The following is a 26,966-nucleotide window of genomic DNA, read 5'->3' on the forward strand; positions in this document are numbered from 1 at the left end:
CCTTTCTACTTTATTTTTTTAAAGAATTTGTCAAAAGCCTCTTTATTATTTAAAAGAAGCCTTGTATACAATCTTAAACTTTTTTCTATAATAAATTTATTATGCTTACACCAAAGATCATAAGGTGCATTTAAATTATTGTCATCGCTATATACATAATTTATATGGCTGCAGCCATCCTGACACACTGCTCTAGCCCAACAACTCTTACATTTTTCAATCTCCGGTTTGGATAGTTTCTTACTGAATAGCTGCCAATCAACACCACTATCTAAATCACCAACTTTGAAAGAGTTATCCCCTGCAAGTCTATGGCACTTATACATATTTCCCTTCGGATCAAAAATTATAGTTGTAAGTCCATAAAGACTGCAGCTTCCATTCATACTTCTATCATTTATTTTGACTGCTGGCTTTAAAAGGCTCCATAGCACTCTATTTTTATTTGATATGATGTTATTATATGTTATTTCTGTAAGTTCGCTTATTTGTTTGTTCAAACTCTCCATATCTTCTTCTGTAACTCTTAATAATTCTGCCTTGGAAGCTACAACATCGTACATTACATATTCTATACCCATTTCCCAAATTTCCTCAACAGATTGTTTGAAGTATTTTACATTTTCCTTTGTTACAGTCATTCTAGCCCTTAAAAAATTAAAATGCTCTTTTAGTTTCAGAACATTTTTTCTGACTGCATCAAAGCTGCCTGCTCCTGAAGCAAAAGGCCTGTTGCAATTCTGAACTTCTTTTATACCATCTATACTTATTAGTGGATTTATATTATTTTTTATAAAAATATCAATTATTTCATCGTTTACTATAGTACCGTTGGTCGTTATACTATAAATAACTTCAACATCTTTACCCTCAAAATACTTATTAATATAATCAATGCTAAACTTAAGAACGGATTGATTAAGTAAAGGTTCCCCTCCAAAGAAAGTAACATAAACAGTCTTTGCATTTTTATTTAAATGCTCAAACCAATAGTCTATACACTTTTTAGCTACATCTAAAGACATGAGTTCTTTTTCAAATCCGTAGCTTCCTCCATCGCCAAAACAGTACTTGCACCTTAAATTACAGTCATAGGAAATGTTTAACCAAATACAGATGAGCCCATGACCTTTGCTCCATTCTTCCTCAGTCACTTCACTATACTTTTTATATTTTGAATAGACCACATCGGCTTTAGGACTAAATAACCCTTTTTCAACAAGGCCTTCCAATTCAATAAACTGGTCATTTATTTCATTTTCTTCATATCTTTTTCTTAACTCTTTTACTATATATCCATATTCTTTATCACAATTTTTAAATACTTCATTCATTAATGGAGTTGTTTCTGAAAGCACTCCATTGTTTCCATCATAATAAAAAGATTTTCCTTCTTCTTCAAAGGTTAAGAGATTCAATCCTTTAGGTAATTCCATATACAAAAACCTCCTACTATAAGTTATCTATATATTCTTTTTTGCCGCCCAACTCACTAAGCATATAAAGCTTTAATCTTACGATGTGCTTTTTTATACTACATCGGTAGCTTCTTTGCTCTTTATCTTTAATCAATTCTCTTTCTCCTAGACACTGCCCTCCACATATGTACCTGGCCCAACATTCATTACATTGAAGATCTAAATCATGATTTATTATTAAATCATTAACTTTATCATAATTTATTCCTGTACTAATACTGCCTAATTTATAATCACCCCACATTAACATATCGCAAGGATATAAATTCCCATCAGGTGATATTCCAATCATATTATTTAATACTCCGCATTTTTTAATTTTTAATCTTCTTTCATTAATTCTTTTTATGTCATCAAGCAGAGGGTAGCAGCTAACCTTTTGATTATTTTTTATTTTCTCTAATAAATAAAGGCTTAATTTTTCATATTCCTTTTTCAATATGTCCACATCTTCTTTAGTGAGTTTAAATTCATCCTGTTCGGAAATTACCTCTTCAAAATGAACATGACTAAAACCCATTTCAAAAAAATTTTTACCAATGTCATAAATGTTTTTGTTAAAAGGAGTTATTGTCACATGTACTTTACTCTTTTCTTTGGAAGAACACTGATATTTAAAGTAGGAATTGTTTATCATATCGTAGGAACTTGTGCCTGTATTTGATGGTCTTAAATAGTCTTGGGTATTTTTATCATGGCTGTCCAAACTCAACATAGTGCTTACATTGTTTTCTTTGAGCACACTTGCGATTCTTTCATTAATTAAAGTTCCATTTGTTGTGGTTATAAACCGTATATCTTTGCCTTGGGCTTTTCCCTCTGCTTTTGCACAATTAATAATTTCTTCAAAGACCGGAAAATTTAATAATGGTTCTCCCCCAATTATTGTCAGACTTAATTCATCTTCACCAATACCTTCCTTCAATAAGAAATCAATAATATCTTTTACCATGTGCTTACTTAGTACATTATTCTCACCATGACTGCCGTCCTTAGCAAAACAATACTTGCATTTTAAATTGCATGCATTTATTGTGTTAATTTGAGCAGCTTTTAACTTTAACTTTGATATAGCATTATTGCTTTTATTATTTTTTATCAATTCTTTAGATTTTTCTTCTAAAATCATTAAATCGTTTAACTGATTCAAAACAATTTTGGCACTTTCGATATCTTCTCCCACAGAATTCAGTATAAACTCTTCACTTCTTTTTTTAGAAAGTAATAAGACCAATTTGTCAATCAAATCATTACTTTCAAAAAAAATAAGTGAATATGGAAAAAATATAAATTTCTTATCTAATACATTTATCGTTCTAACATTAAAATTATCCATATCTAACCTCTACTTAAAACCCTATTCCGTATTTATACAATCAGTATCCTACCTATACATAAGGAGCCTGTTTTAAAATAAATCAACAGCTTATTGCCGGTTTAAAATTTATTTTAAAACAGCTCCCTTTTTTAGTTTAATTAGTTTAATTAGTTTAATTAGTCTTTCTTACAAACTGATGGACAATCTGCACAAGTATCTCCATCACATAAATATGGCACATCACAAAAATCAATATTAAAACTTACGAATGCATCGTCATGATCATAATTTGCCTGATTGATTGGCTTTATAATTTTATCTTCCATTTTTATTCCACCCTTCTTTTAATTAGAAAATATTATTTTTGATTTAACTTAAAGCTACTACACGTTGATGATATGTATCCCTGGCCTTAAAATTAGTCTTTCTTACAAACTGATGGACAATCTGCACAAGTATCCCCATCACACAAGTATGGTACATCACAAAAGTCAATATTAAAACTAACGAATGCATCATCATGATCATAATTTGCCTGATTGATAGGCTTTATTATCTTATCTTCCATCTTTATCCCTCCTTTCATTTAAGTTAGTGTAAAAATATATTACACTTTTGTTTTGCAAAGTTATATATATCAAGGGTTTCAATATTTTTCTGTAGAATAACATTGCTCCCCTCTTTGCCTGTATGATTTAATTACTTTGCACAATTTAAGTATACAATTATAATGCGGTATAGGCTGCAAATGGTAACAACATGTGTTAGTTGAATAGCTAATGATAAATCCTTTATTAAAGAATATAATTACTGCTAAAATATTAGTCATTAACGATAAATGTTGAATTTTGTGCAATAAAAAAAGCTCTATCGAGCTAATGATAAATAAAATTCAATAAAAGGAAGATTATCCAGTATAAATGCATTATACTGCAATACTCTGTTCCCTGCTCATATAAAGGCTTGCATATAAACCACCTTGTTTTAATAATTCTTCATGCGTACCTGTCTGAACAATTTTGCCTTTATCCATTACTACAATACAATCTGAATCTATTATGGTAGACAATCTATGAGCTATTATTATTCTAGTGCAACCTACCTGTTCAAAATATCTTGATACTTTTTTTTCATTTATATAATCAAGTGCACTGGTTGCTTCATCCAATATCATCAATTCAGGCTTATTTAATAATGCCCTGGCTAATATGATCCTTTGCCTTTGTCCACCGGATAAATTCATTCCCATATCAGATACCAATGTTTGATACTTCATTGGCATTTGCTGTATTTCTTCATCTATCTGAGCAATCTGAGCAACTCTTCTTACCGTATCATTACTTACTTTTTTATTAATACATATATTATCATATATAGTCTTGTTAAATAGAGACATATCCTGCGGTACGACCCCTATTTGGCGTCTTAACATTCCTTTATCCAAATTCTTTATATTAATGCCATCAAATAGAATCTCTCCGTATTTAGGTTCATAAAGACCTAAAATAATCTTTACCAAAGTGCTTTTTCCTGAAGCTGATGCCCCTACAACCGCAATTTTTTGACCCCTTTTAATATCCAGATTAATATTATCCAGTACATTGTCTGAATTATTAGTATAGGCAAAAGATACATTGCTTAATTGTAGATTTCCCGCAATTCGCAGTTCAATCGGTTTATCCGGTACCCTCTCTTCTTTTGCATCTATTATATCGGTTATTCTTTCTAAATATGATGTCGCCAAGACAAAAGAGTTGTAAATATTAAATACTGAAATACCGGTAGAAAAAAGATTACTTGCTAAAGTATAAATGGCAATAACTTCTCCCATTGTGATGAGCTCATCCATATACTGGAATATACCCAATGCCAACATAACTAACGGAGCCAACATTTGAAGAACTGATAATACCGTATCATTTATATTTTTGATCATATTTTTTTTCTTATATGCAGTTAAACTTTTTTCATATCGGCGGGTCCAATTCTCTAAAATTTCATCTTCCATCCCCGCAATTTTTATTCCAAATGCAGAATAAACAGCTTCAACCTGAACTCCTTGCAGTCTCGTATCTTCAACAATTTCATTTTGATTGGCTTCCATTAATGTTGGCTTCATTTTAATAATAAAACAAATATTAATTACTAAAAATATCAAGGCTACTACCGTCATTATTACAGATTTGGACAACATATATCCTAAAATACAAACCATCATACCAACCTGTAAAATACCTTGTATTATCTGCTCAGAAACTAAGTCCCTTATTACTGCCAAACAATTTAGCCTGAATAACAAATCTCCATTAGAACGGCTTTCAAAAAATTTATATGGCAAACTAAGCATTTTCTTAAATGTACCTTTGGTTAAATGCTTATCAATATCTATTTGCAACTCAATAATCTTCATTCCTCTTAAAAATGAAAATCCCCCTAATAATATCGCTATGCTGACTGCATAATAATAATAGTTGCCCTCTAATCCGCTTTTTGTCATCCCAATATTATCGGTTAAATGCTGAATTAGAATAGGAATTATCATCTGGGTAACATAAATTACAGCAGATATAAGTGCTAGTTTTACATATAGCATCTTCTTTATTTTTATGTTTTTAAATGCATTGATCCACAAATTTCTTTTCTCTTTAACCGGTATAAATTCTTCTGTAGGTTTTGCAGTCAGGATAATCTCTGAATAATTTTGGCAAAAATCTGAATACTTCAATTTTCTCCTGCCAAATGCCGGATCTACTATTGTGGCACTTTTGTCATCTATTTTTTCCAGAACAACAAAATGATCATTATGCCAGAAAATTATTGCCGGAAGTTCCAATTGCGGTAACGCCTCTGCATTAGCTCTATATACTTTGGTTTCCAATCCTCTGCTTTTCATATATTTTGCCAAAAGAGAAATTTTCAAACCATCTCTTCCGACTTCTAAACTTTCACGAATTATATGGATTCCATCATAACTTTTATAATACTGCATTATCATTGCAACACAGCAAAGACCACATTCTGTCTGACGCATCTGCTGAATGTATGGAACCCTTCTCATATGAGCTGCTCTCATGCTCTTGTTCCCCCTACTTCATATGTAATTTAGACAAAATTGACCTTGTTTCATTTACCCGGCTGCTATAACACTCTTTCATATAATCAATATTTGAATTATAAAAACCAGTTGCCACAATTCCGTCTACCTCTGCATCTGACAACTCTACTAAAACAGTCTTTAATTCTTTATCCTTATCCTTCTTTTTTCTAAACATATTTTTTCCCCCTTATGCTGACTTATAGGCATTATTTTTTTTGCTATTAAATAGTTTTGCATAAACCTTATTTTCCTGAAGCAATTCTTTGTGTGTCCCATGCTCAACTAAATATCCATTGTCTAGAACCAGTATCTTATCTGAATCAATGATTGTTGACATTCTGTGTGCTACTACAATACGGGTACTACCGTTTTTCTCAAAATATTGAGATATCTTTCTTTCATTTATAGTATCCAATGAGCTGGTTGCCTCATCCAAAAGAACAAGCTTAGGGTTGTTTACAACTGCTCTTGCCAGAACAATTCTCTGCCTTTGTCCACCTGAAAGGTTCATTCCCATATCCGACAGCAATGTGTTATATTTCATTGGCATATCGTCAATCTCCCGGCTGATATGGGCTATATCCGTTGCATTTTTTATAAGTTCCATATCAATTTTTTCACTATTTAACACAATATTATCCAATATTGTTTTATTAAATAATGTCATATCCTGAGGAACTACACCAATTTGTTTTCTTAACTCTGTTTTATCTATATCTTTCAAATTAACACCATCATAAAATATCTCTCCTTCTGTCGGTTCATATAAACCTAGCAGAAGCTTTATCAATGTGCTTTTTCCTGACCCTGATGTTCCAACAATTGCTGTTTTCTTACCTTTTTCTATTTTGAAGCTTAAATTTTTGATTACATAATCAGATGTATTTGTATATGCAAATGATACATTTCTGAACTCTACCTCTCCCGTGATATTAATCATTATTGGTTTTTCAGGTTTTACCTCTTCTTTTGCTTCTGTAATGTCATTAATCCGTTCTAAATAAGAAGAAGCTAAATTAAAATCATTCCACATGTTAAATAATGAAACGCTTGTTGAAATGAATATACTTGCCAACGAATAACTGGCAATTACTCCACCTATCGTTAACTTTCCCATAGTGCATAATTTCAATCCTAACAATAATACAAAGAATGGTCCTACAGTTTGGAATATGGAAATAATTGTTTGATACACATTCAATATGACATTCTTCTTTTTATACGCTCTCATACTTCTCTGGTATTTGTCATTCCAATTGTTTTCAACATCAGACTCCATACCTGATGCCTTAACGCCAAATATAGAATATATTGTTTCGGTCTGAATAGATTGCAGTTTTGTATTTTCTATTATTTGATATTGGTTGGCTTCTAAAATCCTAGGACGCATCACAAATATAAACAATCCGTTGCCGAGAAAAATACCCATTGTCACCAAAGTTAACATAACGGATTTATCCAGCAAATAACCTATAATTACAATAGCATAGCCTAACTGAATCACTCCTGTAATAATATGATGGGAAATAAGATCTCTAATGATATTTAAGCTATTCAGTCTAAAGAGTAAATCTCCATTTGCCCTACTCTCGAAATATTTATATGGAAGCCTCATTAATTTAGTAAATGTTCCTTTTGTCAGATGGGTATCTATTTCCATTTGCAGGTCTATAACACTTTTTTGTCTTATAAATGACATAACTCCATATATTAAAATAGTTGCCAGAACAAAATATATACAGTATTTAACCTGCATTTTATCTGTTCCTTTCGTCGTTAAGTCAATCATACTTTCTATCAAAATCGGTAAAATAAGCTGTATACTATAAGTAATTATTGATATTACCGCTGTTTTCAAAAAAACTTCTTTCCTCTGTCCTACTCTTTTTAGCAAGCTGCCCCAGACCCAATGCTTTCTTTTCTTTGGTACAAACATTTTAGTCGGTGTTACAGTCATCACCACATTTAAATATTCATCTTTAAATTCTTCAAATGTTTTTTTGATTTTTCCATACGCAGGATCAACTATTACCGCCTCTTTTTTATTTATTGATTCTAAAACAACATATTGCTCTTTATCCCATAATACAATAGCCGGCAGTTTGACTTGCAATAACTCATCACTACTCATTTGTAATATGTTTGTTTCAATTCCTCTTTGATGAAAAAATCGCTCCATATGAGCTAATTTCAATCCATCTCTGCCTACCTCTAGTTCATCCCTGATATTTCCCAATGTTTCATTACTTTTATAATATTTCAGAATCATTGCTATGCAACACAGACCGCACTCGGTTTGCTGCATTTGTTCAATGTATGGGACTTTTCTTAAATGCTTCACCAAATTCACCTTCTTTTTTCCGTTTGAATGATCTGAACACGTAACTTATTTCGGTCATTACTTACCGTTTATCATATTACGACAACTAAAGTAAGTTACTAAAAAATATCCGCCATATATTATCAATAACAACACGATGATATATCCTACATTTACACCAATATCCAATCCTAATGAAACACTGGCTTTGGATATAATACTGGGAAGAGCTACGATAGAATAAATACTTGCAAGCATCAGTGGTGCTCCAAAATAAATAGCTATTTGTTTTAAGATTGTGTGGTAGCAAAGCTTCTTTTCTACACCCAACTTCTGAAGTAGATTGTAACGATACACATTATCAAATGTTTCCGTTAACTGCTGCAAAGACAATATTGCCACACAAATGATTAAAAATATAATTCCGATATAACAGCAAACAAATGCAGCCATGGCAAACATTCCGTAATATGCCTCAAATACAAGTGTTTTTGTTAGAGATTGATAGGGACTTTGTGGATCTCCCATAAAACTCACCAATAAATTATCGAATTTTTGTTTATTGCTGTCTTCTTTAAATATTCCATTCAAAATAATACTTGTTTTATTTAAATTTGCAATAACTTTATCAGACACTACAATTGTTCCATGATCGTTATTGCCTACACTGGACAAATAATACACCACTTCATTGATTCTACCCATTTCTGGCGTAAGTTTCCTACCTGCAATATTTATTGCTTTATTGCTTTCTACGAAAGACTGCAATAATTCCTTAGTTCCTCTATATTTACAATTTATCAGGTATGTGCTTTCCTTTAAATCAATCTTATCTTTGCCCTGACTTTCCAATATTTTATTGTAATCAGAGATGGAGATTATCGGAACTGTCTCTTCCAGTAAGTCAGCATCTGCTTTAAACAATTTATCCGGATCTGCAATAATATTATTATAGGTAAATGTTTTTTCTTCATATATACTTATTTCAATCTGTTCTTTCAGGTATTCGTTTAAATCCACTTTCTTTTTAGAAAAGTATTGTTGAAATGTTTCACTTTTATCTGCTTTCTTATTTTCCAAATCCTTTAGAACAATAAAATCATAGGGTGTTTCATCGGCTGCATTACTATTTAAGGAAAGTGCTATTCCCATTCCTGTTGATACAATGCATATTGTAGCCGCCAATAATAAACATACTATTGTTATGGTTAAATAATTCGTTTGGATCTTGGCACTGATTTGACGAATTAAAAATACATTAACATCTTTGAAATACCATTTCACATTCTTTTGCAGTGTATAAAAGAGCACTCCAAAAAACGAGTACATAATACATGCAGTTCCAAGAATTCCAAGTACAAAACTTATTGAAAAAATTGCTGAATTGGAAATTGCCCCGTTCTTTTTATAAATAAGCAATGCTACTATAGCAAGCATACAAAGTCCAACAAACAGAATACCCGCTAAAGCCTTTTTACTTTTTACAGCGAAATTTTCATTTTTTCTGCCTGCATTTAATAGATCTATTAATTTAACTTTTGCAACTGTTCTTACATTAAAAATAATAACAACAATAAATATTATAGAAAAACAAATTAATGTATTTATCAGTGATGATATAGAAAATACAAAACGATATTGAGATAAATCAATGGCAAACATTTTCAGTGCAATAGCAGAAACTCCTTGAGATAAAAGACATCCAATCGCTATGCCGGATATAAATGAAAATATACCGATTAAAATTGTCTCCCCAACAAAAATACCGGATATGCTGCGGTTTTCCATACCTAAAAGCATATATATGCCCAGTTCTTTTTTTCTTCTTTTTAGTAAATAATTATTCGCATATATGATAAGAAAAGCCAAAATAAATGCAATAAATTTAGAAAGAACTGACAGGACAGAAATCAGCTGCCTGGACAAGTTACTTGTTGCATCGCTTGTGGCTGTTTTAAATGCAGTTTGTGAATCCAGAGAATTGAATGCATAAAATAATGCTACTGCAATCATTAATGTCAAAAAATAAATACTATAATCTTTAATATTCTTTCTTACATTATTAAATATAATTTTAAAATACATCTCCTATTCACCTCCAATAGCAGCAACCACATCCATTATTTTGTCAAAAAAGACTTTTCTATCATCACTTCCACGAAGTAATTCTTTATAAATCTTTCCGTCCTTTATAAAAAGAATTCTTTTGCAGTAACTTGCTGTATTGGAATCATGAGTTACCATTAATATAGTAGCCTTCATATCATCGTTCATAGTTTCCAAGTTATTAAGAAGCATTTTTGCTGAACGAGAGTCTAATGCACCGGTAGGCTCATCTGCCAACACCAGGGATGGATTGCATACAATAGCTCTTGCTGCCGAAACCCTTTGCTGCTGACCTCCAGACATTTGATAAGGATATTTTTGCAGTACTTCTTCTATGCCTAATGTTTTTGCTACTTTAAGTATTTTTGCTTCCATCTCAGATACAGGACTTTTCATAATGGATAAAGCTAATGCAATGTTTTCATAGGCTGTTAAGGTATCCAGCAAATTGAAGTTTTGAAATATAAACCCTAAATTTTCTCTTCGAAAAGCTGCAACTTCTTGATTTTTTAACGTTGTAATATCCCTGTCATTTATTTTAATCTGTCCTGCCGATATGGTATCAATTGTGGAAATACAGTTTAATAAAGTAGATTTCCCCGAACCTGATGGACCCATAATTCCAAGAAATTCACCTTCTTCTACTTCAAATGAAATACCATTAATCGCTTGTGTACGGTTTTCTTTTGTTCCATATTCTTTGTAAATATTTATTACCTGTAATACTTTGCTCATTTATCTGCCTCTTTTCTAACCAAAAACTTTATAATGTTCATATTCTAAATGTCCTAGGGTATTATTTGAAACTTAGTAATTCTGCAATAAAATTATTATGATTAAACTCATCCAGCAATCCTAATCCTATCCCAGCCTTACCCGCCATTATCCCCCAATCTTCAAGGGTATAAAGGCTTTGAGCCTGCTCAACAAGATAATTCTGTATAAATTTATTAAGTGTATATGTGCATTGTTTCATCAATTGAGTATCATTCATAAATTCTGCAGCGTATCTTAAAATGCTTATGCTTCCGATATCACCATGACAAATGCTAAAATCATTGCCAAAGCCATATTTCTTTAATTGCTCAATAAGCAGTTTTATCTCTCCTATTAGTTTTTCATCTTTCGCATTTGACTGATATAGCATTATTTTAGATAGCAGTAATCCGGCTATTCCATTGCACCATGAGTAGTAATGAGCCTTCTCTCTGATCATCCACATATTATCGTTTTTATTAAACCGTGTATTTCTTTCATAATTAAGTGACTTATAAATCATTTCTAAAATGTCCGGATCTGATAAAATTTCATAACATCCAGCTAAATGACACATAATTCCTGCATTTCCATGAGCATATCCAATATCTCCGTTATCTGTCCATGAAATCTCTTCAGATGATATGTAAATTACTTCCTTCTTTAACTTGTCTACAATTTTACTTAATACCTCTTTCACAACTTCCTGATACTTTATATCCAGGGTTTTATATATGGTAGTTAAAACCCCCATAATACCGCTAATTCCGGAAAGAACATCTATCCTGTCCTGCTTGCCTATATTCTCATTTGTAAACTCAAATATTTTATAAATACGTTCCCATACTTCTTTGATTTCAGCTTCATTATATAGACCATATTGAATAAACTTATACAAGGTATAGACATAAGAATATATTCCTGTAAACACGCCAAATCCCATTGCTTCAATGTCTTTCACATTATTAATATTTATCATCCTGTCTACTGAATTTAGAGTGTCTTTTGCATATTGGATATAAGATTCTTTTTTTAATGTCTTTCCTAAATACATAAAAAATACAGCCATTCCACAATTGCCTTTATATAAATCCCACCCTACCGGGTTAACGGAATAATAATCATCTCCAAAACCTGTGTAACAGATCCAACTATTTTCTTTTTTATTATTTACTACAACCGAAAAGCCCCTTTCAATGATTTTTTCACCAATATTACGGGCTTCTTTTAAATAATCATAATTTACTCCGCAATCATCACCGTCTGAAAATTGAGTTTCTGTTTTATCCGGTAAATCCGTTTCCATTTTACACCCTATATAACTCAAATAAATAAGTGCTACCTGCCTTTCTAGATCAATGGCATTTAGCTTCATAATTTTTTCTTCTAATGTTTCAATTATACTTTTTTGTATTTATCATAAACAACTTCATTTTTATGATTTATTGCTTTGTGGCTATCTGCATTAATTATAAATGAAGGAACATCTCCATTAAGCATAGCTTCGATTTCTGTCTGGTATAATTTCTGCTCATCAAAATTATCAATATCTTTAATCAAGATACCTATTCTATGGAAGTAGACTATCCGATCCATTCCGTTATGCAATAAATCAGGATGGTAACTTGTTGATATCAACTGGTTATAGTCATTTGTTGCTTTATATATCACTCTGCATTCCACATTATTGAATAATTCTTTTATTTTATCTATATACTCATCTTTGTTTTCCAAAATCCATTTGTACGTACTTACAAAACCTTGCCTTACATATCCGATATATCCATTTCCTCCAACCTTTTTGCCATCATAAAGAGGATAATTTCCAGCATCCGATATTTCCTTATATACATTTTCTACTGAAATATTATCACTATCAAAGTTTGTTATTTTTTGAGTTTTAAAGGGAGACTTCTTTGCTTTTCCCGATCCGATAGCTCCTATTTCCATTACCTCATTTGTATTAAAGTTCTGTAACAATGCAGGTAATATTAACACACTATTAACAGAGTTTTGAATATAATTGTCTATATAGGCCTCTACAGAATCAATTTCCTCGTTCTTATGGCATTCATCCGTATGAAGTACTGTCTCAAGATCAATTAATATGGGATATTTCCCATTAGCAATTATATTTTCACAATGACAGTCCTTTGAATTTAAAGTATAAAACAAACATAGCAGTTCTCCCATCTTAAGGTAAAATTCATTTACCTCTTCCATGGCTTTACATTCACTATGTTCAATGAATTCCATCCACCCTGCAGCTTTGATGCCATATGTTTTACAAGTATTCAAGGGACTAAATCCAGGTATTCTATTATTAACCCATTTTATGAACGAATCATATGCTTTTTCCATAGAAAAGCTCCTGGGCTTATACATAAGAACTTTCCGGCTAAACTTAATGGTTGCTACTGTTTTTCCATTGTTATGCGTATCTCCGTTCCCCAGCATAATGCTTTGTATCTTACCTAATGATTTACCATCCTTAAATGTCTTTTCCAATTCATTCAAATTGGACTTTATATTTGATATAATCTCCTCAAAATAACAAACATTATACAAAATCGTTCTTTTTAAAACTTTATATAATTCCGGATATACAAAGTAAACTTCTTTGAGATAATCCATATCCCTTAAAAGATTATGTGTGTAATACTTTCCACGTTCTAAACTTGTTTCACCCTTTAATCGTTTATCTAATTTAGCGATATTTGTCTCTACAATAATAGTTCGATAACTTAATGCTGTTAATTTATCTAGTATATTATCTATCATATTTTCTAAAAATAAGTCCCCATCTTCTAAAATATCGCTTGATTGGGCCAGTTTCATCAATCTATCCATGTATAAAAGCAATACCGGTTTAAAGAAAAATGACCACATATTTTTTTTAGTCTGTTTCAACAATATTTCGTCCAGTATTTTCGTGTAACAGCTTTCATTTAAATCAGAAAACGTCTTATCTATTTCATCTAAAATTTCTTCTTCCTTATTATAATTTTGCAAGAAATAATCTAATGTTTTTCCGGATATTTTCCCCAAAAGATCTTCGATTTTGTATTGTCTCTTTTTTTCAGGAAATAGACTTCTCCAGTAGTTAATAATTTTATCCTCTTCAATTATTTTCTTACATTCCTGATTATACTGTAAACTGTTATTCATGGTACTTTCCTCCACCTAGTTATTCCTTTTATCAACCCTAAATTACAAGGCTAGATTATTTTAAAACAAATAGTCCAGCCTTGTAATTTATAATTATTGTTCATATAGCCTCAAGATTAATTATTTTATGTATACTCATATGATTGCCGGAATTAGCAAAGATAAGGATTATTTGTACAATCGTAAGATATTGTTATATATCTTATATAGCACCTATCGTCTAAAGTCAGTTGGATTGCTGATGTTAATCCTGCTCCTGCTTTTTCATCCAAATCTTGATCTATGATTTCTTCTATTACCCCATTTATTGGACCCGGTACTCTTTCATCAGTTAATTGATTTCTCAATTTTTCTTTTTTCATTTTTCATTACCCTTTAAATTTATTTTTCACTTCACCTTACCATTAACCGCAAGATACATGAGGTGATGAACATTCATATGATACTGTCAGCATTCTTCCGCACTTGCCGGCTAAAGTCATCTGGATTGCTGATGTCAATCCTGCTCCTGCTTTTTCATCTAAGTCTTGGCCTTTGATTTCTTCTACTACTCCACTAATTGGACCTGTTACTTTTTCTTCAGTTAATTGATTTCTCATTTTCTCTTTACTCATTTTGTTTCCCCCTTCTATAAAATATTTTTTCTTCACTTTCCATTAACCACATGATACATGAGGTGATGTGCATTCATATGAAACTGTTACCATTCTTCCGCACCTACCAGCAACAGTCATCCTTATTGCTGTAGATATTCCTGCTCCTGCTTTTTCATCCAAGTCCTGGCCTTTGATTTCTTCTACTACCCCGTTAATTGGGCCTGTTACTTTTTCTTCAGCTAATGGATTTCTCATTTTTTCTTTACTCATTTTTAATTACCCCTTTATCTAAAATTTTTGTTTACAACGAAATTATATCAAAGGAATAAACTTAAAAAAGAAATTAGCCTTAAACGTGAAATATTTCAGCATAAATTTATAAATCTACTATGAAATCAGTAGTATGTGCACTGTATTTTAGAATTAACGCAAAAGAGGTGAAAATATTGCAGCTCTAAATACCTAAATAGAGACTACTATGCCTTCTGCTTTTTCTTACTTTTAAGCCTTCCCCTTAACAAAGCTGTTATGTACAGAATAATTGGAAGACCTATTCCAAGTACTGCACTGATTTGAGCATATGGGAAGGATAAAAAATTAATATAATCATTATGGTCCTTTGCCATGAAATAGGTTACAGGAATTAATACCACGGTAAGCGTCAGTATCATTATCCAATCCTTTTTAATACCTGTAAGCTGCTTAATACTGTGCTTTGCACAATGAAACATTACCACCGACTGTACAAACACTGTAAATGTGAAGAAGCTCACCATGATAAGTTCGTACCTGGGAAGGTATTTTGTAAGCTGGGCACATCTGATTTGCTACATACAAACCACCACATACTGTTTCATTAAATCAGGCCCTAAGACCATCGTCTCGTAAAGCGGCCAAATTACAACAAGGCATGCCCCAACCAACATTGACCAGAAGGAAATACCAAGTACCTTCTTCTTTTTGTTCAGCATGGGATATATAACTCCCACAGCAAGCACAGCCATTGATATATCTCCAAACAAATACATACTCCCTACTGTATTCGCAAGAAATCCTCTATCCATAAGCGGGAATAAATTAATCGTCTTCAAATCTTCTATAGTACTGGTAACCATGGTAAGAGTTATCATCACCAACATTATAAAACCGACCAGCGAGAACCTTACGACTACTTCCACTCCAAGAAAAACACCATAGGCACAAAGCAGTGTATAAAGGATACTGTATTTTGTGTTTGGTTTAAAATCCATGCTATGCCTCTACTTTCCTCGGGTGTCAGTGATCCAACCATTTTATCCTTCTTAAATACAGCAGTACCTTCCAGTGCAATGGTTTCATTATATTTTTCATCAGTTTGCTTGTCGCTTTCAGAGAGCATGGAATCCTTTTTAATTTTAACTTCGGATATCATAGGGTTTCCATACTCACTTTTAAGTGCCGAACTTATCTCAAGCATACGGGATTGAACTGTTTCAACTGTAATTTGTCTGTATCCCTCGAGTAAAACAAAAGATACTCCCGATGGATTTTCCATCCCTATCTTTGAAATAATGTAGTCCTTAGCATCACCTTTTGCAATAACGACAGCCGCCTTCATTCTAAGCTCGGGATTATGCATAAAATAGTCAACCACAGGTATAATACCCTCCTTGGCCAGTGCTTCTCCAATAATCACAACATCATTGTGACCCACATAATCCTTCTCGACGATATTTTTACCAGTTCCCTTGTCGCATCAAACAGAGATGCTCCTTCTTTTGAACCTATCCAAACCGTGCTCTTTGCTTTACTTTCACTCCCACTGGTATTCTCACTAGTCGGATTGGCTATCTGAACAGTCACAGAATACTTGTTGTTTCCGGTTCCTTTGTCAACCGCAACAGCTGTAACAAGACCGATTTCATTGATTTCCCTCATGTCCCAGCAGCCGATTAAAGGCAAAATATTCAAAAAAACAAATATTGCAAGAATAATTCTGAGTTTTTTCATAGTATGGTCCTCATATTCAACGTGGTTATTTTTTGGTGGGTGGCTTTGGCCTTTGATTGGCTGCCTGCCGAATTCTATCCTTTGATCTGGCAAAGGTCGGTCTTTTGGAAAGCTTCCACCATGGTGCCTTAACAAATACATCATTAATCCCGCTTCTGTTAAATGGTATAACAGGTGCGAGTTAATGATTACCCTGCAAAAGCATCGTAACCCCTGATATTTCATTCTCAAGTTCATCACATTCAGCCTGCTGGCTCCTTATATAGCTTTCAAACAGATATGTCTTATCTGGATGCTTTTCTTTCAGTTCATTGGCTCTCTTTTCAATAAGCGATTGCTGCTCATGGTTAATACTTATTATTTCATCTTCATCGTTTAACCTTTCATCAAGAAGCCTTACTCCCGCATTTTGAAAGCACGTAAGCCACTTTTCTCTTGTAGGATATCTCCCATCTGAATCGTCATTTCCATAAGCATCATCTATAAATATGTACCCACCGTTTTTCACCGTACTTTTTAACTTTAGTATTGTTTCTTCCTGATTTCCTAGCACATCTCCGACAGCACCAAGTATAACAATATCATAGTACTTTTCTATTTTTACCGCCTCGTTTATGTCTCCCACCTTAAACTCACACAAGTTTTCAACACCATATTCTTGAGCCTTTTTGTCAGCAAAATCAATGAACTCAGGAATGATATCTACACCCTTAACCCTACAACCTACTGCCTTTGCTACTTGAACACTTACAGCTCCTTTTCCACAAGCCAAATCAAGTACCCTCGTTTCCCATGATACCTTTATATGCTTTAAGATCAGATCAACAATAACATTTGGAGATGAGCCCAATTCCCATAAATCCTGTAATAGATAAGGCAGGTACGGAATCAGTTCTGTGGTTTCTGCAGTCAATGACTTTGCAAGCTTTTCTTCTACATTTGACATTTTGTTTTCCCCTTTCTACTTCAGACTTGCTATATATCTTTACATCCCCCATTTTAAGGAGTGGTAAAAACATCTATTGCCATAATTATCTATCTTTTAACTCTTCTTCACCAACAATATATTCCTATAAGTTCCTCTAAAGAAAGACGATTCGTCTTTGATAATCTCTAAAGGAACGTCACAAATATTATCTTCAAAACATCTATTAATGTCTGTACCTATAAAAGAAGTAACTTTATTGACTCCCAATCTGATACGGGAAATCTTTTTGCTTTTATTTGCGAACTTGTCAAAAACTAAAATTTGCCCATCACCCTTCAAAACTCGAATAGCTTCATTGATAACCTTTTGTGGATTCTCAGCCACGCTAAGTATAAGGTTGAGTACTACATAATCAAATGAACCATCCGGAAATTCCAATTCTTCTGCATTCATATTATATAGTACAACACTTTTGTTCTCAGTCTTTTTTCTTGCTTTATCCAGCATAGGCTGAGAGATGTCTATCCCGACACACGTACAACGGTCAGGAATATACTTAAAATCTTCTCCTGTTCCAACTCCCATTAATAGAACCTTGCTGCCATCAGTAAACTGAAGTAAATTAAACGCTTTTTTTCTTGCACTGCCAAGCAATTTGCTAAACAGCACATCATATATGGGTGCAAGTCTTTTGTATTTAATAATATTGGTAGAGTTTCTCATCATAGAATGCTCCCTATCCTTTCAATAATATATCAAAATAAGATTTAAAGCTCTTGAATGCCCATATGAGTAGCTTTCTTGATTATCACCTCTCTTATGCCCAACAAAAAATACCTATGGCACCATAATTTTTACTGAATTATAGTCCCACAGGTATTTTTTCCTGCTGCCAGCTCGCTTGCCAGCCCAGCCCCACACACTCAAAGAGTGCATCGCCTGCTCTATTTGTAAATATTTACTTAATTGACTTTAATATAGTGTACGTTAGAACAGGCTGATTTGTCAATAGTTTTTGTGTAATTTAATTAACCTTTAATTAAAACAAAGTCACACACAGTACTGTTTTCAATCAGAACCTTTTTTTGCTTTCATCAGATGGAAATCATACCCCGGTACATATTGATTGACGTATTTCAGCAGCGTATCCTTTGGTACATTGGTTGGTATCTCCATTATTTTATAAAAATCTCCAAGCTCTTTTCCAGTATAGAAAGCTCCCTGTTCTATTGTCATCGACCCCCTCAAGTCGCTGATTCCAAGGTATTCTGCCTTTTCTACAATTTCTGCCTCTGTAGGAAGTGACACCGTATAAAGACCCGCTGCATCCAGAAGAAAAATACTTCCAAAAAAAACTGTCACACTTACTATTACAGAAGCCAAGGGTTTGAAATTGAATCGGGCCAATTTTGTATAAATCATTGAACCCGCCCCCGGGCAGACCTCTACACATCTATTGCAGGAAATGCATTCAGCTGTTGTTACTCTTTCACAGCTATGAACCTCAATATCCATAGGACATTTTTGAGTGCATACTCCACATTTTATACATTTTTTCGGATCACGGGTGACTTTATATGGACTAAGTTTTCCTATCACAGCATAAAGTGCCCCTGCAGGGCACAAGTATTTGCAAAATGCTCTGCTAATAAATAATGAAGCAATAACAGTCGCTACAAGGACAATAGTCCCTATAAGGTATTCTTCAATCATCTCTTCCCCTTTATATATGTGAGCAAAGGCAGCCCAAGGGTCAAAGGGTGAAAGCCACAAGGACAGAGTGATCCATGCCATAAACACTGACAGGATAAGTATGATGTACTTCACTTTTCGAAGATGCTTGTCTACTACTTCCGGGATTTTGACTTTTTTCGGTGAGATTAAGCCCAACAGCTCCTGCAATGCACCAAAAGGACAGATATTTCCGCAGAAGCTGCGCCTGAAAATAAGGGCAAAAACTATTGTGAGGAAGAACAGTACCATGGTTCCTGAGAATATTTTCTGTATGTTTGCCCTACCAGCCAACCATGCCCAAAGATTTTCAATCCCTCCATAAGGGCAAATGGAATGTACCGAAGGGTACCTTACCCCACCAACTAAATGAAGGTAGTGAATCAACATAGACCCACCAAGAATAATCCCTAAAACTGCCCATCGAATAACACCGGAACTTTTCTTACCCATCACAAATTTCAACCACCTTCCAAAACATTTATCTAAGTTCACTTTTCATTCTATTATTCAATTGTGACAAAACTATGAAAAACAGAAAATTTTCTAGCACCATTTATATTTTGTTACTCCAATGAATAACGCATATATCTTTCTTATATGAATCAGGCTAAATCCAGTACACCAAATATATTAACATAATATACTAATGTTTCATATAATATTGTAGAGTATTTATATGAGGCAGAGGAAGAAAAATGGCAAGTTTTGGTTCTTTTTTCGGCATAGTTACCATGATCAGCGATTTCTGGACAGGAAGTGAATCACCATCAGTATGTTATAAATTAATGACAGTCCAAAACAGAGATGGAAATACAGTTAACTTCGTAATAACGCCAACCACCTACTTTATACACCATGTAATGATATCAGTTGGAGATCTGGTAATCGGATTTTATGATCTCAATGCCCCAGTCCCACTAATATATCCCCCTCAATATCGTGCAATTGTAATGGCAAGGGTTACACAAAATCAGAACATAAAGGTAGATTTTTTTAACACCCAACTAGTAAGTAGTGATGGTACGTTAAAGCTTTTAATTGGTCCCCTTACTCAAATAATACAAGAAAATGGGCAACAGTTTACAGCTAATGTTGCAAACAGGAATTTAATTGTAGTTTTTGGAGCATCAACAATGAGTATTCCTGCCCAAACTGTGCCTTATGAGATTATTGTCATGTGTCAGTGGAATAATTCATTCTAACCTTATTATAACGCATTAATTATAATACTTACGGATGCCCCAGTTCTCAAACCGGTTATACTCCGGGTTTGTTGAGTAAAAATGTATCTATATGTACAATATCAAGAAAAGTGCTGTTCAAGGAATAACCTGTATGGTATTAATGTGCTTTCCCCCAGTGTAAATATGTGTTGCACAAGAAACACAAGGATCAAAAGACCGTATGGTTCTGCCTAATTCTACAGGATTATTGATATCTCTCACAGCTGTACCGATAAGTGCCTGTTCCGCAGTTCCCTTCAAACCGTTACTGCTTCGGGTTGAAAGATTCCAAGCAGATGGAGTAATAATCTGGTAAAACGAAATAACCTGATTGTTGATTTTGAGCCAGTGTCCCAGAGTGCCCCTTGTGGTATCAATCAAACCTTTTCCTTCAGCTGTTTCTGGAATGGAATATTCCTTTTGTACAGATATGCCGGGAATAAGATTCTCAAGTAGAGTACTTATAATTAATGTTATCTTTCTAGCTTCCAGAACCCTGGCGATGGTTCTATCCATGGTCGATATACCATTTCTGTATTCACCGGAGAGCCATTGCCTTGCCAGTGGACCTGTCTCAAAAGGCAGATTATTATACCGCGGAGCCTTTACCCAAGAATATGCCTGGGGCTTATTCATATCAGCTTCCGGCTGGTCGTTACACTGTGCTTCACTGCTCGCCATGCGTCCCAGGTCAGATTCAAAGGGTTTACCGCTGCTTTGTCTATCCTTATACCAGGCATAATCGATTTTTTCAGTAATATAATCCGGGTTGAAGGTGCTTATTCTACCATCTGTATAAACAAGCGGATTCACATAAAGAGTGCCTAGAGTCTTATAGTTGTCAAAGCAACCAAAGCTTAAAAGATTCCCATATCCCCTGCCAATAGCGAAATAGTCCTTATAATATTCAGAAATTGTATAAACATCCGGGAGCATTCTATCATGAATAAATTCACGGATGGAATGGAGGATGGATTTTATTTTGATGATTTTGTCGGTCGTTGCCTGTGTGGAAATACCACCAATAAACACACCATGGTTATGCGGAACTTTTCCACCAAGTACAGCAAGCATCTCGTGTGCACTCCGACTCAAGTCAAGTGAATCAAAGTAATCCTTGACCAATCTGTCATTCTTTTCTTTTGGCAATCTGAAATCACTATGCTCTAATTTAAACAAAGGATAATCTTCGGGCAGTTTTACAAAGTCGGGAATAGTGTACTGATAAAAATGGCGGATATGGTTTTGAAGAAATTCACATCCATGGAGGATGTCTCTTAAATATCTACCCTGTTCAGTCGGAACAACCCCCATTGCATCCTCCAAGGCAAGGGTAGATGCCATGGAATGGGCTGTTGAACAAATCCCGCAAATACGCTGCGTAAAATACACAGCATCAAAGGGGCTTCTGCCTTGGAGCATTTTTTCAAACCCACGAAACAGAAGTCCTTCTGTTTTAGCATCTACTATCTGGTTATTTTCAATATCCGCTTGAATTTCCATGAATCCGCTTATCCTGGTAACAGGATTAATAATAATCTTCTTTGTCATCTTCTAACCTCTCTTGTGGTATTGTAGCTGATAAAAGGTTCCATTGCGTCAGGGAATCCGAATTGTGCACAACCAATGCAAGGGGTATCATCCTCAATAGGCCAGTTCACATATTGATTCCACTGCCTGATTGGGCAGTCTATACGCGTTACCGGCCCGCGGCAGCCCAATTTGAACATACAGGTTTTATCTCCTAACTTTTCTGCAAAGATTCCTTTATCAAAATATGATCTACGGGGACATCTATCATGAATTAAGGTGCTGTAAAACAAAAGAGGTCTATCCCTTCTGTCAAGTTCAAGTTCCCCGTAAAGTAGGATATGAGCCAATGTGCCCATAAACCAATCAGGATGACATGGGCACCCAGGCAGCTTTATTACCTTTCTGTTTAATACACTCTGCACACTGACACATTCAGCAGGATTCGGTCTTGCTGCAGAAACGCCTCCATGAGTTGCACACGCACCTATGGCAATAACAAATGCAGCCTTCTCACCAAGCGTTTTCACCGCTTCAAGTGCAGTTACCAGCTTTCCGTTCAGACGGCCGATGATGTTGTAGAGGCCATTGTTTTTAGTCGCAATAGCTCCTTCAACTGCAAGGATATAGTCACTTCCCAGAACACTAAACAGCTGCTCCATAGCATTCTGCCCTTCGCTGGCTGAAAGACTGTTATTATAGATAAAATGAGTCATCTGGGAAATCAAGTACTTGAAATCAGGATTCGATCCATCCAGAAGTGATATGATATTTCCTGAACAACCTGTCAATTCAAGCCACACAAGATTCCTTTTCTTTAAAACACCTTGTCTGACTTGTGTCTTAACAGTTTCAACAAGACTCGCGGCTGTATTGAGCCTTGCTTTATATTCAGGGCAGGTAAGGCTTCCATTGCTCATTTCACACCAACTTTCCCACTACTTTTAATTTACTCAGTATAGGCTGACCTGCATGACAGGATGCAAATTCATTGGTCAGGTCCTTGCCTGCTGTCAAGCCAAAGTGTGTTGCAGCTGCCCAGGCAGCATTATTTGTAACATCATAAACAGTACCATTTACCGCTACATATGCAGGATTACCGCCTTTTCCATCAAATTTGGATAGTTCTTGCAGTGTAAATGTTGTTTGGTTTCCCGGCGTCGTTGGTTGCTGTGGTGCAGGCTGACCAGCTATAGAACTAACCCCCGGTTGAAGTGGCGGCAGTTGCTGCTGCACAGTCTGGCTCATAGCTGCAGTAACAGATTCAACCATAGATATTCTGTCTCTTAAATGATTCAATATCAGATTTCTTGTATATACACATGGTATTACATATAATAAGTTTATATCATAATTAATTTCCGCCATAATACGGTCAAGGTTTTTGCCTGAAAAATCTTGTACTCTCATTTTTTCCCCTCCGGCAATAAATCTACTATATTAAGTATATTCCGAAGGAGCATCTTTGGTGATTTACATAATTATTCACTCAATAAAGGCTGGATAGCTTCTAACCATTTCACAAATAATTTTCTCAACCTCAAGACAAATACCATCGAATTTCCTCTTCAGGGTTCCACTTATCTCACATCCAAATTCAGCTTCTGCTATTTCAATCCCAATAATATGGCCTTTTATTGGCTTTGAGTATAATCTCATTAAGTCATAAACGCTCATGTCATGCTGAGAGTTGGTTTCTCCATATGCAGTAATCGCTTCCTCCAGCTTGCATAAATGAATGCTTCCAGCTACTGTGCCTAAGTGTGCAGCATCTAGAATAATTACAAAATCATCTTCCTTTAGCTGGTGAAAGCAAAACTGAAAATCGGTTTCTCCTATAATGACTTCAATTCCCATTGATTCCAGAATGTTTTTTATATTTTCCAGAACTGCTATGGCAATACCATCATCCATCATAATCCTGTTCCCAATACCAATAGCTTTTATCATGCCATAAACACCCCATCGAATTGTTCCTGAATAATTGCACCACTAGATATATATGCAGATACTGGTGCGAAAATTTGAAAACCTTTAAGAATAGCTATAATATTCAAAAAATGTTCCATAATTAATACAGATTCAAAGAAAAAAGTTGCTTTCTGCCCCTAAAAACAACAAAAGCCCTTGAAATCAAGGACTTTGCATTGTATTAAAATATAGTCAACACCATCTACACTCTTTTCAATTATTCCCCCTACGCCAGGTATCGTAAATAGTTCCATTCTCAAATTACTCCCTTTGTACTGTTAAAATTTCAGTGCCTGAATATAAATATTGTATAAGTTTTTATAATACTATTAAATACCAAATTCAAGTTTAAGTTTTTCATACCTGTCTTTTTCATGTTCCTTGATTTCAAGCATTGGATTATATAGACAGTGTTGAAGAACATCCGCATCCTTTAAGATTTCATTAAAATCAGAATGCACGATTTCTTTTTCACTATGGGTATAAATGGCATCACAGATTATTTTAGTTTCATCATCATTTGTTAACCTTAATGATGACAAAATTTCTTTTGCCAGGATTGCACCTTTATGTGCATGGTCTTTTGTATCCATTTTAGCATATGAATATATATCATGAAGCATACCCGCCATTACTGCAAGTTCAGCATTTTCTCCACGCTTTAACGAAATTAACGAACAAAATTGGGCTACACCATATAAATGCAAATAAGCACATCTTCGTTCTTCAACATCTGACATATTCAAAAGGATTTCATCTATATTTTTTCTTAAAATCTCAATTCTGTTCATAAATTGTTTCATCTCACCAAATATTACCTTTCTTCGCAATTAAAACTTGTCCGCATCTTATGAATAGTGTCAATAAACTTAACTTCCAAAATTGAAATTAATTTTCTTTCAATTTGAATTCCGCTTTGTCTGTTATATTAATCCCAAATCTATCATCCGTCAAATTTACCGCTGATGACTCGTTTCCCTTAAAAAGAAGTTTATCCCCATCTACTTGAAATACATACTTGTACCTTCCATCATGTGTTATCATAGTTAATATATCGTTCTTTATTGTATAAGTCCCGATTGATAAGTAACTGCTTAAAGCATCAAATGAAAACGAAATATTCTCATCAGAGATTGTAACTGAAGGAACTACTCCTGTATTTGTTCCTGTATGTTCCAACACATAAGTCCCGTACTTTAAGTTGATTGTATCATTATTGAAACTACATCCTGTTAATAATGACAGAACCAAAAACATAATCAAACTAGCCGTTATTCAATAACCCCAACCGGATTTTGATTCATCAAATCACCCCTAAGTTTAGAAATGCTCAAATGATACGGTAATTCTCAATCAAACTTCAATTAATGCCATTCCTATACTTTCCACAGTTTCTCAACAATATTTTAAATGAGCGTCATTGATACAATTTAATTTTTCCTCATTTGTTGCACCCTAGGGGGGTGCAAATTGTATATGGGAGTGCATCCAAAATTACGGTTACCCAAAGTTACACAAAAAATTCTGAAAACTACATTTCATGGGGTTTAATTTCAAATCCCGAGTAATGTCATCTGACATTCTTGTGTACCGATTAGGTTTTTGCAGGCTATAGCACTTTACTTTGTTTTATGGGTAAGCCCAAAGACAAACTTGAAAAGTAACTATTTTACATGTTTGGAATATGTCGGTTTATAGTCTCATATTTACTGACAACTCCATAGGTTTTTTCCAGTTAATCATCTTTCATAAACCACATGTAGTATTAAAAAGGGTATATATGAAAGTTCTCATATACATCCATGAATATAGCTTCTTTACCAACTAGCCTTTTTAACTCCGGGTATTTGCCCTTTATATGCTAAATCTCGAAAGCACAATCTACAAATTCCAAATTTCCTCATATACGCATGTGGTCTACCGCATAGCTTGCATCTGTTATATTTTCTCACTTTATATTTTGGTGTTCCAAGCTGCTTTAAAACCATTGCCTTTTTTGCCAATTTTCATCCCCCGTCTCTATGCTAGTGTTGTGAAGGGTTCTGCGGGTTTGGATTACTAAAGCTTGCAGGCTGTGGATTATCCGCATTAAAATATTGCCCACCTGGAGTAGAAAGATTAAAATAAAGTTTTGAATCTTTTGTAACACCCCAATCTTTTAACGAACCTGTATCCTGGATTTTATTGAATGCTTCCCTGAACATTGTATTATGTGCTTCTTCACGGTTTAAAAGGAAATCTATCGTTTCCCTTACACCTTTATCATTAATTTGCCTGTGAAGATATTCATAAACCACCTTAGCTCTTTGCTCCGCTGCTATATTGGAAAGTATGTCCGCAGCCAAATCACCAGTTTCGTTTACATATGCTGCCGTCCAAAGCTGGCCTGATGCATTCGTCAACATCGGTGTAAGTCCGCTTAATACGTGGGCTTCGATATTGCCAACTGTAGCATTGTGTGCATCTAATTTATGACCATTCAACATATTGACTGTAGTTGCAACCATCTCCATATGGCTTAATTCTTCTGAAGCGATATCCAAAAACAGGTCTTTTATTGCTGGGTCTTTTATTCTGAAACTTTGTGACAGGTATTGCAGTGCCGCCTTAAGCTCTCCTTGCGGCCCACCTAGTTGTTCCTGCAACATTGCCGCATAATTAGGATTTGACGCATCGACTCTAACTTCATGCAATAACTGTTTATCGTGTTTAAACATAAAATTATCTCCTCCAAGGTATATTCTTATCAGTT

29 protein-coding genes, 1 pseudogene and 1 riboswitch are annotated in these 26,966 nt (G+C 34.2%); of the genes and pseudogenes, 1 reads left to right on the forward strand and 29 read right to left on the reverse strand.

Annotation, left to right across the window (positions count from 1 at the left end; translation table 11 throughout):
* Window positions 1-5: 5 nt before the first annotated feature.
* From Bccel_RS20325 to Bccel_RS20415, 21 genes and pseudogenes are all read right to left on the reverse strand, one after another.
* Window positions 6-1,436, reverse strand: a complete 1,431-nt coding sequence (locus Bccel_RS20325) for a radical SAM/SPASM domain-containing protein (protein ID WP_036937476.1) — start codon at window positions 1,434-1,436, stop codon at window positions 6-8.
* Window positions 1,437-1,452: 16 nt separating this feature from the next.
* Entirely contained in the window at window positions 1,453-2,814 is a 1,362-nt protein-coding gene (locus tag Bccel_RS20330) for a radical SAM/SPASM domain-containing protein (RefSeq protein WP_036937473.1), read from the reverse strand.
* Between the two features lie 158 nt (window positions 2,815-2,972).
* Window positions 2,973-3,122 carry a hypothetical protein gene (locus Bccel_RS30360; RefSeq protein WP_154673431.1) on the reverse strand — a complete coding sequence of 50 codons (150 nt, stop codon included), beginning with the start codon at window positions 3,120-3,122 and terminating at the stop codon, window positions 2,973-2,975.
* A 92-nt stretch (window positions 3,123-3,214) separates the two neighbouring features.
* Window positions 3,215-3,364 (reverse strand): hypothetical protein, encoded by a 150-nt coding sequence (locus Bccel_RS30365; protein ID WP_154673431.1) that lies wholly within the window; start codon window positions 3,362-3,364, stop codon window positions 3,215-3,217.
* A gap of 357 nt (window positions 3,365-3,721) precedes the next feature.
* Window positions 3,722-5,869 (reverse strand): peptidase domain-containing ABC transporter, encoded by a 2,148-nt coding sequence (locus Bccel_RS20335; RefSeq protein WP_050753674.1) that lies wholly within the window; start codon window positions 5,867-5,869, stop codon window positions 3,722-3,724.
* A gap of 13 nt (window positions 5,870-5,882) precedes the next feature.
* A complete protein-coding gene (locus Bccel_RS20340; RefSeq protein ID WP_036937470.1) occupies window positions 5,883-6,068 on the reverse strand; it encodes a hypothetical protein in 186 nt (61 codons plus the stop codon).
* A gap of 12 nt (window positions 6,069-6,080) precedes the next feature.
* Window positions 6,081-8,234: a peptidase domain-containing ABC transporter gene (locus Bccel_RS20345; protein WP_050753675.1), complete on the reverse strand. Its 2,154-nt coding sequence runs from the start codon at window positions 8,232-8,234 to the stop codon at window positions 6,081-6,083.
* A 57-nt stretch (window positions 8,235-8,291) separates the two neighbouring features.
* Window positions 8,292-10,298, reverse strand: a complete 2,007-nt coding sequence (locus tag Bccel_RS20350; protein WP_036937467.1) for an FtsX-like permease family protein — start codon at window positions 10,296-10,298, stop codon at window positions 8,292-8,294.
* A gap of 3 nt (window positions 10,299-10,301) precedes the next feature.
* Window positions 10,302-11,054 (reverse strand): ABC transporter ATP-binding protein, encoded by a 753-nt coding sequence (locus Bccel_RS20355; protein ID WP_036937464.1) that lies wholly within the window; start codon window positions 11,052-11,054, stop codon window positions 10,302-10,304.
* Between the two features lie 61 nt (window positions 11,055-11,115).
* Window positions 11,116-12,450: a lanthionine synthetase LanC family protein gene (locus Bccel_RS20360; RefSeq protein WP_050753676.1), complete on the reverse strand. Its 1,335-nt coding sequence runs from the start codon at window positions 12,448-12,450 to the stop codon at window positions 11,116-11,118.
* 23 nt (window positions 12,451-12,473) lie between these two features.
* Complete coding sequence (gene lanM, locus Bccel_RS20365; RefSeq protein WP_050753677.1) at window positions 12,474-14,243, reverse strand: type 2 lanthipeptide synthetase LanM; 1,770 nt, start codon at window positions 14,241-14,243, stop codon at window positions 12,474-12,476.
* Between the two features lie 152 nt (window positions 14,244-14,395).
* Window positions 14,396-14,605 (reverse strand): salivaricin M family lantibiotic, encoded by a 210-nt coding sequence (slmA, locus tag Bccel_RS20370; protein ID WP_036937459.1) that lies wholly within the window; start codon window positions 14,603-14,605, stop codon window positions 14,396-14,398.
* 42 nt (window positions 14,606-14,647) lie between these two features.
* Window positions 14,648-14,857: a salivaricin M family lantibiotic gene (gene slmA, locus Bccel_RS20375; RefSeq protein WP_036937457.1), complete on the reverse strand. Its 210-nt coding sequence runs from the start codon at window positions 14,855-14,857 to the stop codon at window positions 14,648-14,650.
* Between the two features lie 42 nt (window positions 14,858-14,899).
* The gene (gene slmA / locus Bccel_RS20380) at window positions 14,900-15,109 is read right to left on the reverse strand and encodes a salivaricin M family lantibiotic (RefSeq protein ID WP_036937455.1); all 210 of its coding nucleotides are present in this window, start codon (window positions 15,107-15,109) and stop codon (window positions 14,900-14,902) included.
* Window positions 15,110-15,315: 206 nt separating this feature from the next.
* The gene (locus Bccel_RS20385) at window positions 15,316-15,570 is read right to left on the reverse strand and encodes a hypothetical protein (RefSeq protein ID WP_036937448.1); all 255 of its coding nucleotides are present in this window, start codon (window positions 15,568-15,570) and stop codon (window positions 15,316-15,318) included.
* A gap of 96 nt (window positions 15,571-15,666) precedes the next feature.
* Window positions 15,667-16,089 carry a GerAB/ArcD/ProY family transporter gene (locus tag Bccel_RS20390; RefSeq protein ID WP_152966061.1) on the reverse strand — a complete coding sequence of 141 codons (423 nt, stop codon included), beginning with the start codon at window positions 16,087-16,089 and terminating at the stop codon, window positions 15,667-15,669.
* Window positions 16,008-16,295 carry a Ger(x)C family spore germination C-terminal domain-containing protein gene (locus Bccel_RS32850; protein ID WP_476748376.1) on the reverse strand — a complete coding sequence of 96 codons (288 nt, stop codon included), beginning with the start codon at window positions 16,293-16,295 and terminating at the stop codon, window positions 16,008-16,010. Before Bccel_RS32850 ends, Bccel_RS20390 begins: the two co-directional genes overlap by 82 nt.
* A pseudogene (locus tag Bccel_RS32855) lies at window positions 16,290-17,065 on the reverse strand (Ger(x)C family spore germination protein); the annotation flags it as partial. The pseudogene Bccel_RS32855 and the gene Bccel_RS32850, both read right to left, overlap by 6 nt.
* Window positions 17,010-17,774: an SAM-dependent methyltransferase gene (locus tag Bccel_RS20405; protein WP_036937434.1), complete on the reverse strand. Its 765-nt coding sequence runs from the start codon at window positions 17,772-17,774 to the stop codon at window positions 17,010-17,012. The gene Bccel_RS20405 and the pseudogene Bccel_RS32855, both read right to left, overlap by 56 nt.
* 96 nt (window positions 17,775-17,870) lie before the next feature.
* Window positions 17,871-18,482: a class I SAM-dependent methyltransferase gene (locus Bccel_RS20410; protein WP_081926767.1), complete on the reverse strand. Its 612-nt coding sequence runs from the start codon at window positions 18,480-18,482 to the stop codon at window positions 17,871-17,873.
* 137 nt (window positions 18,483-18,619) lie between these two features.
* Window positions 18,620-18,713: riboswitch (NiCo riboswitch) on the reverse strand.
* Window positions 18,714-18,824: 111 nt separating this feature from the next.
* The gene (locus Bccel_RS20415) at window positions 18,825-19,940 is read right to left on the reverse strand and encodes a 4Fe-4S binding protein (protein WP_036937753.1); all 1,116 of its coding nucleotides are present in this window, start codon (window positions 19,938-19,940) and stop codon (window positions 18,825-18,827) included.
* A 245-nt stretch (window positions 19,941-20,185) separates the two neighbouring features.
* On the opposite strand from Bccel_RS20415, the gene Bccel_RS20420 reads away from it, so the two are divergent.
* A complete protein-coding gene (locus Bccel_RS20420; protein ID WP_036937428.1) occupies window positions 20,186-20,692 on the forward strand; it encodes a hypothetical protein in 507 nt (168 codons plus the stop codon).
* Between the two features lie 117 nt (window positions 20,693-20,809).
* Here Bccel_RS20420 and Bccel_RS20425 read toward each other — a convergent pair whose 3' ends face one another.
* The 8 genes from Bccel_RS20425 to Bccel_RS20460 form a co-directional block, all read right to left on the reverse strand.
* Complete coding sequence (locus Bccel_RS20425; protein ID WP_036937425.1) at window positions 20,810-22,264, reverse strand: nickel-dependent hydrogenase large subunit; 1,455 nt, start codon at window positions 22,262-22,264, stop codon at window positions 20,810-20,812.
* Window positions 22,261-23,163 (reverse strand): hydrogenase small subunit, encoded by a 903-nt coding sequence (locus Bccel_RS20430; RefSeq protein WP_036937422.1) that lies wholly within the window; start codon window positions 23,161-23,163, stop codon window positions 22,261-22,263. The genes Bccel_RS20425 and Bccel_RS20430 overlap by 4 nt, the downstream gene beginning before the upstream one ends.
* A gap of 1 nt (window position 23,164) precedes the next feature.
* Window positions 23,165-23,653, reverse strand: a complete 489-nt coding sequence (locus Bccel_RS20435) for a cytochrome b5 domain-containing protein (protein ID WP_036937415.1) — start codon at window positions 23,651-23,653, stop codon at window positions 23,165-23,167.
* Window positions 23,654-23,728: 75 nt separating this feature from the next.
* Window positions 23,729-24,193, reverse strand: a complete 465-nt coding sequence (locus Bccel_RS20440) for a hydrogenase maturation protease (RefSeq protein WP_050753678.1) — start codon at window positions 24,191-24,193, stop codon at window positions 23,729-23,731.
* 350 nt (window positions 24,194-24,543) lie between these two features.
* Window positions 24,544-25,005 (reverse strand): HD domain-containing protein, encoded by a 462-nt coding sequence (locus Bccel_RS20445; RefSeq protein ID WP_036937412.1) that lies wholly within the window; start codon window positions 25,003-25,005, stop codon window positions 24,544-24,546.
* Between the two features lie 97 nt (window positions 25,006-25,102).
* On the reverse strand, window positions 25,103-25,471 hold the full coding sequence (locus tag Bccel_RS20450) for a hypothetical protein (protein WP_050753679.1): 369 nt from the start codon (window positions 25,469-25,471) through the stop codon (window positions 25,103-25,105).
* 560 nt (window positions 25,472-26,031) lie between these two features.
* Entirely contained in the window at window positions 26,032-26,217 is a 186-nt protein-coding gene (locus tag Bccel_RS20455) for a type Z 30S ribosomal protein S14 (RefSeq protein WP_036937407.1), read from the reverse strand.
* A 21-nt stretch (window positions 26,218-26,238) separates the two neighbouring features.
* On the reverse strand, window positions 26,239-26,931 hold the full coding sequence (locus Bccel_RS20460; protein WP_036937405.1) for a manganese catalase family protein: 693 nt from the start codon (window positions 26,929-26,931) through the stop codon (window positions 26,239-26,241).
* Window positions 26,932-26,966: the final 35 nt, after the last annotated feature.

This window comes from Pseudobacteroides cellulosolvens ATCC 35603 = DSM 2933, from assembly GCF_001262605.1.
GTDB classification, from domain to species: Bacteria; Bacillota; Clostridia; order Acetivibrionales; family DSM-2933; genus Pseudobacteroides; species Pseudobacteroides cellulosolvens.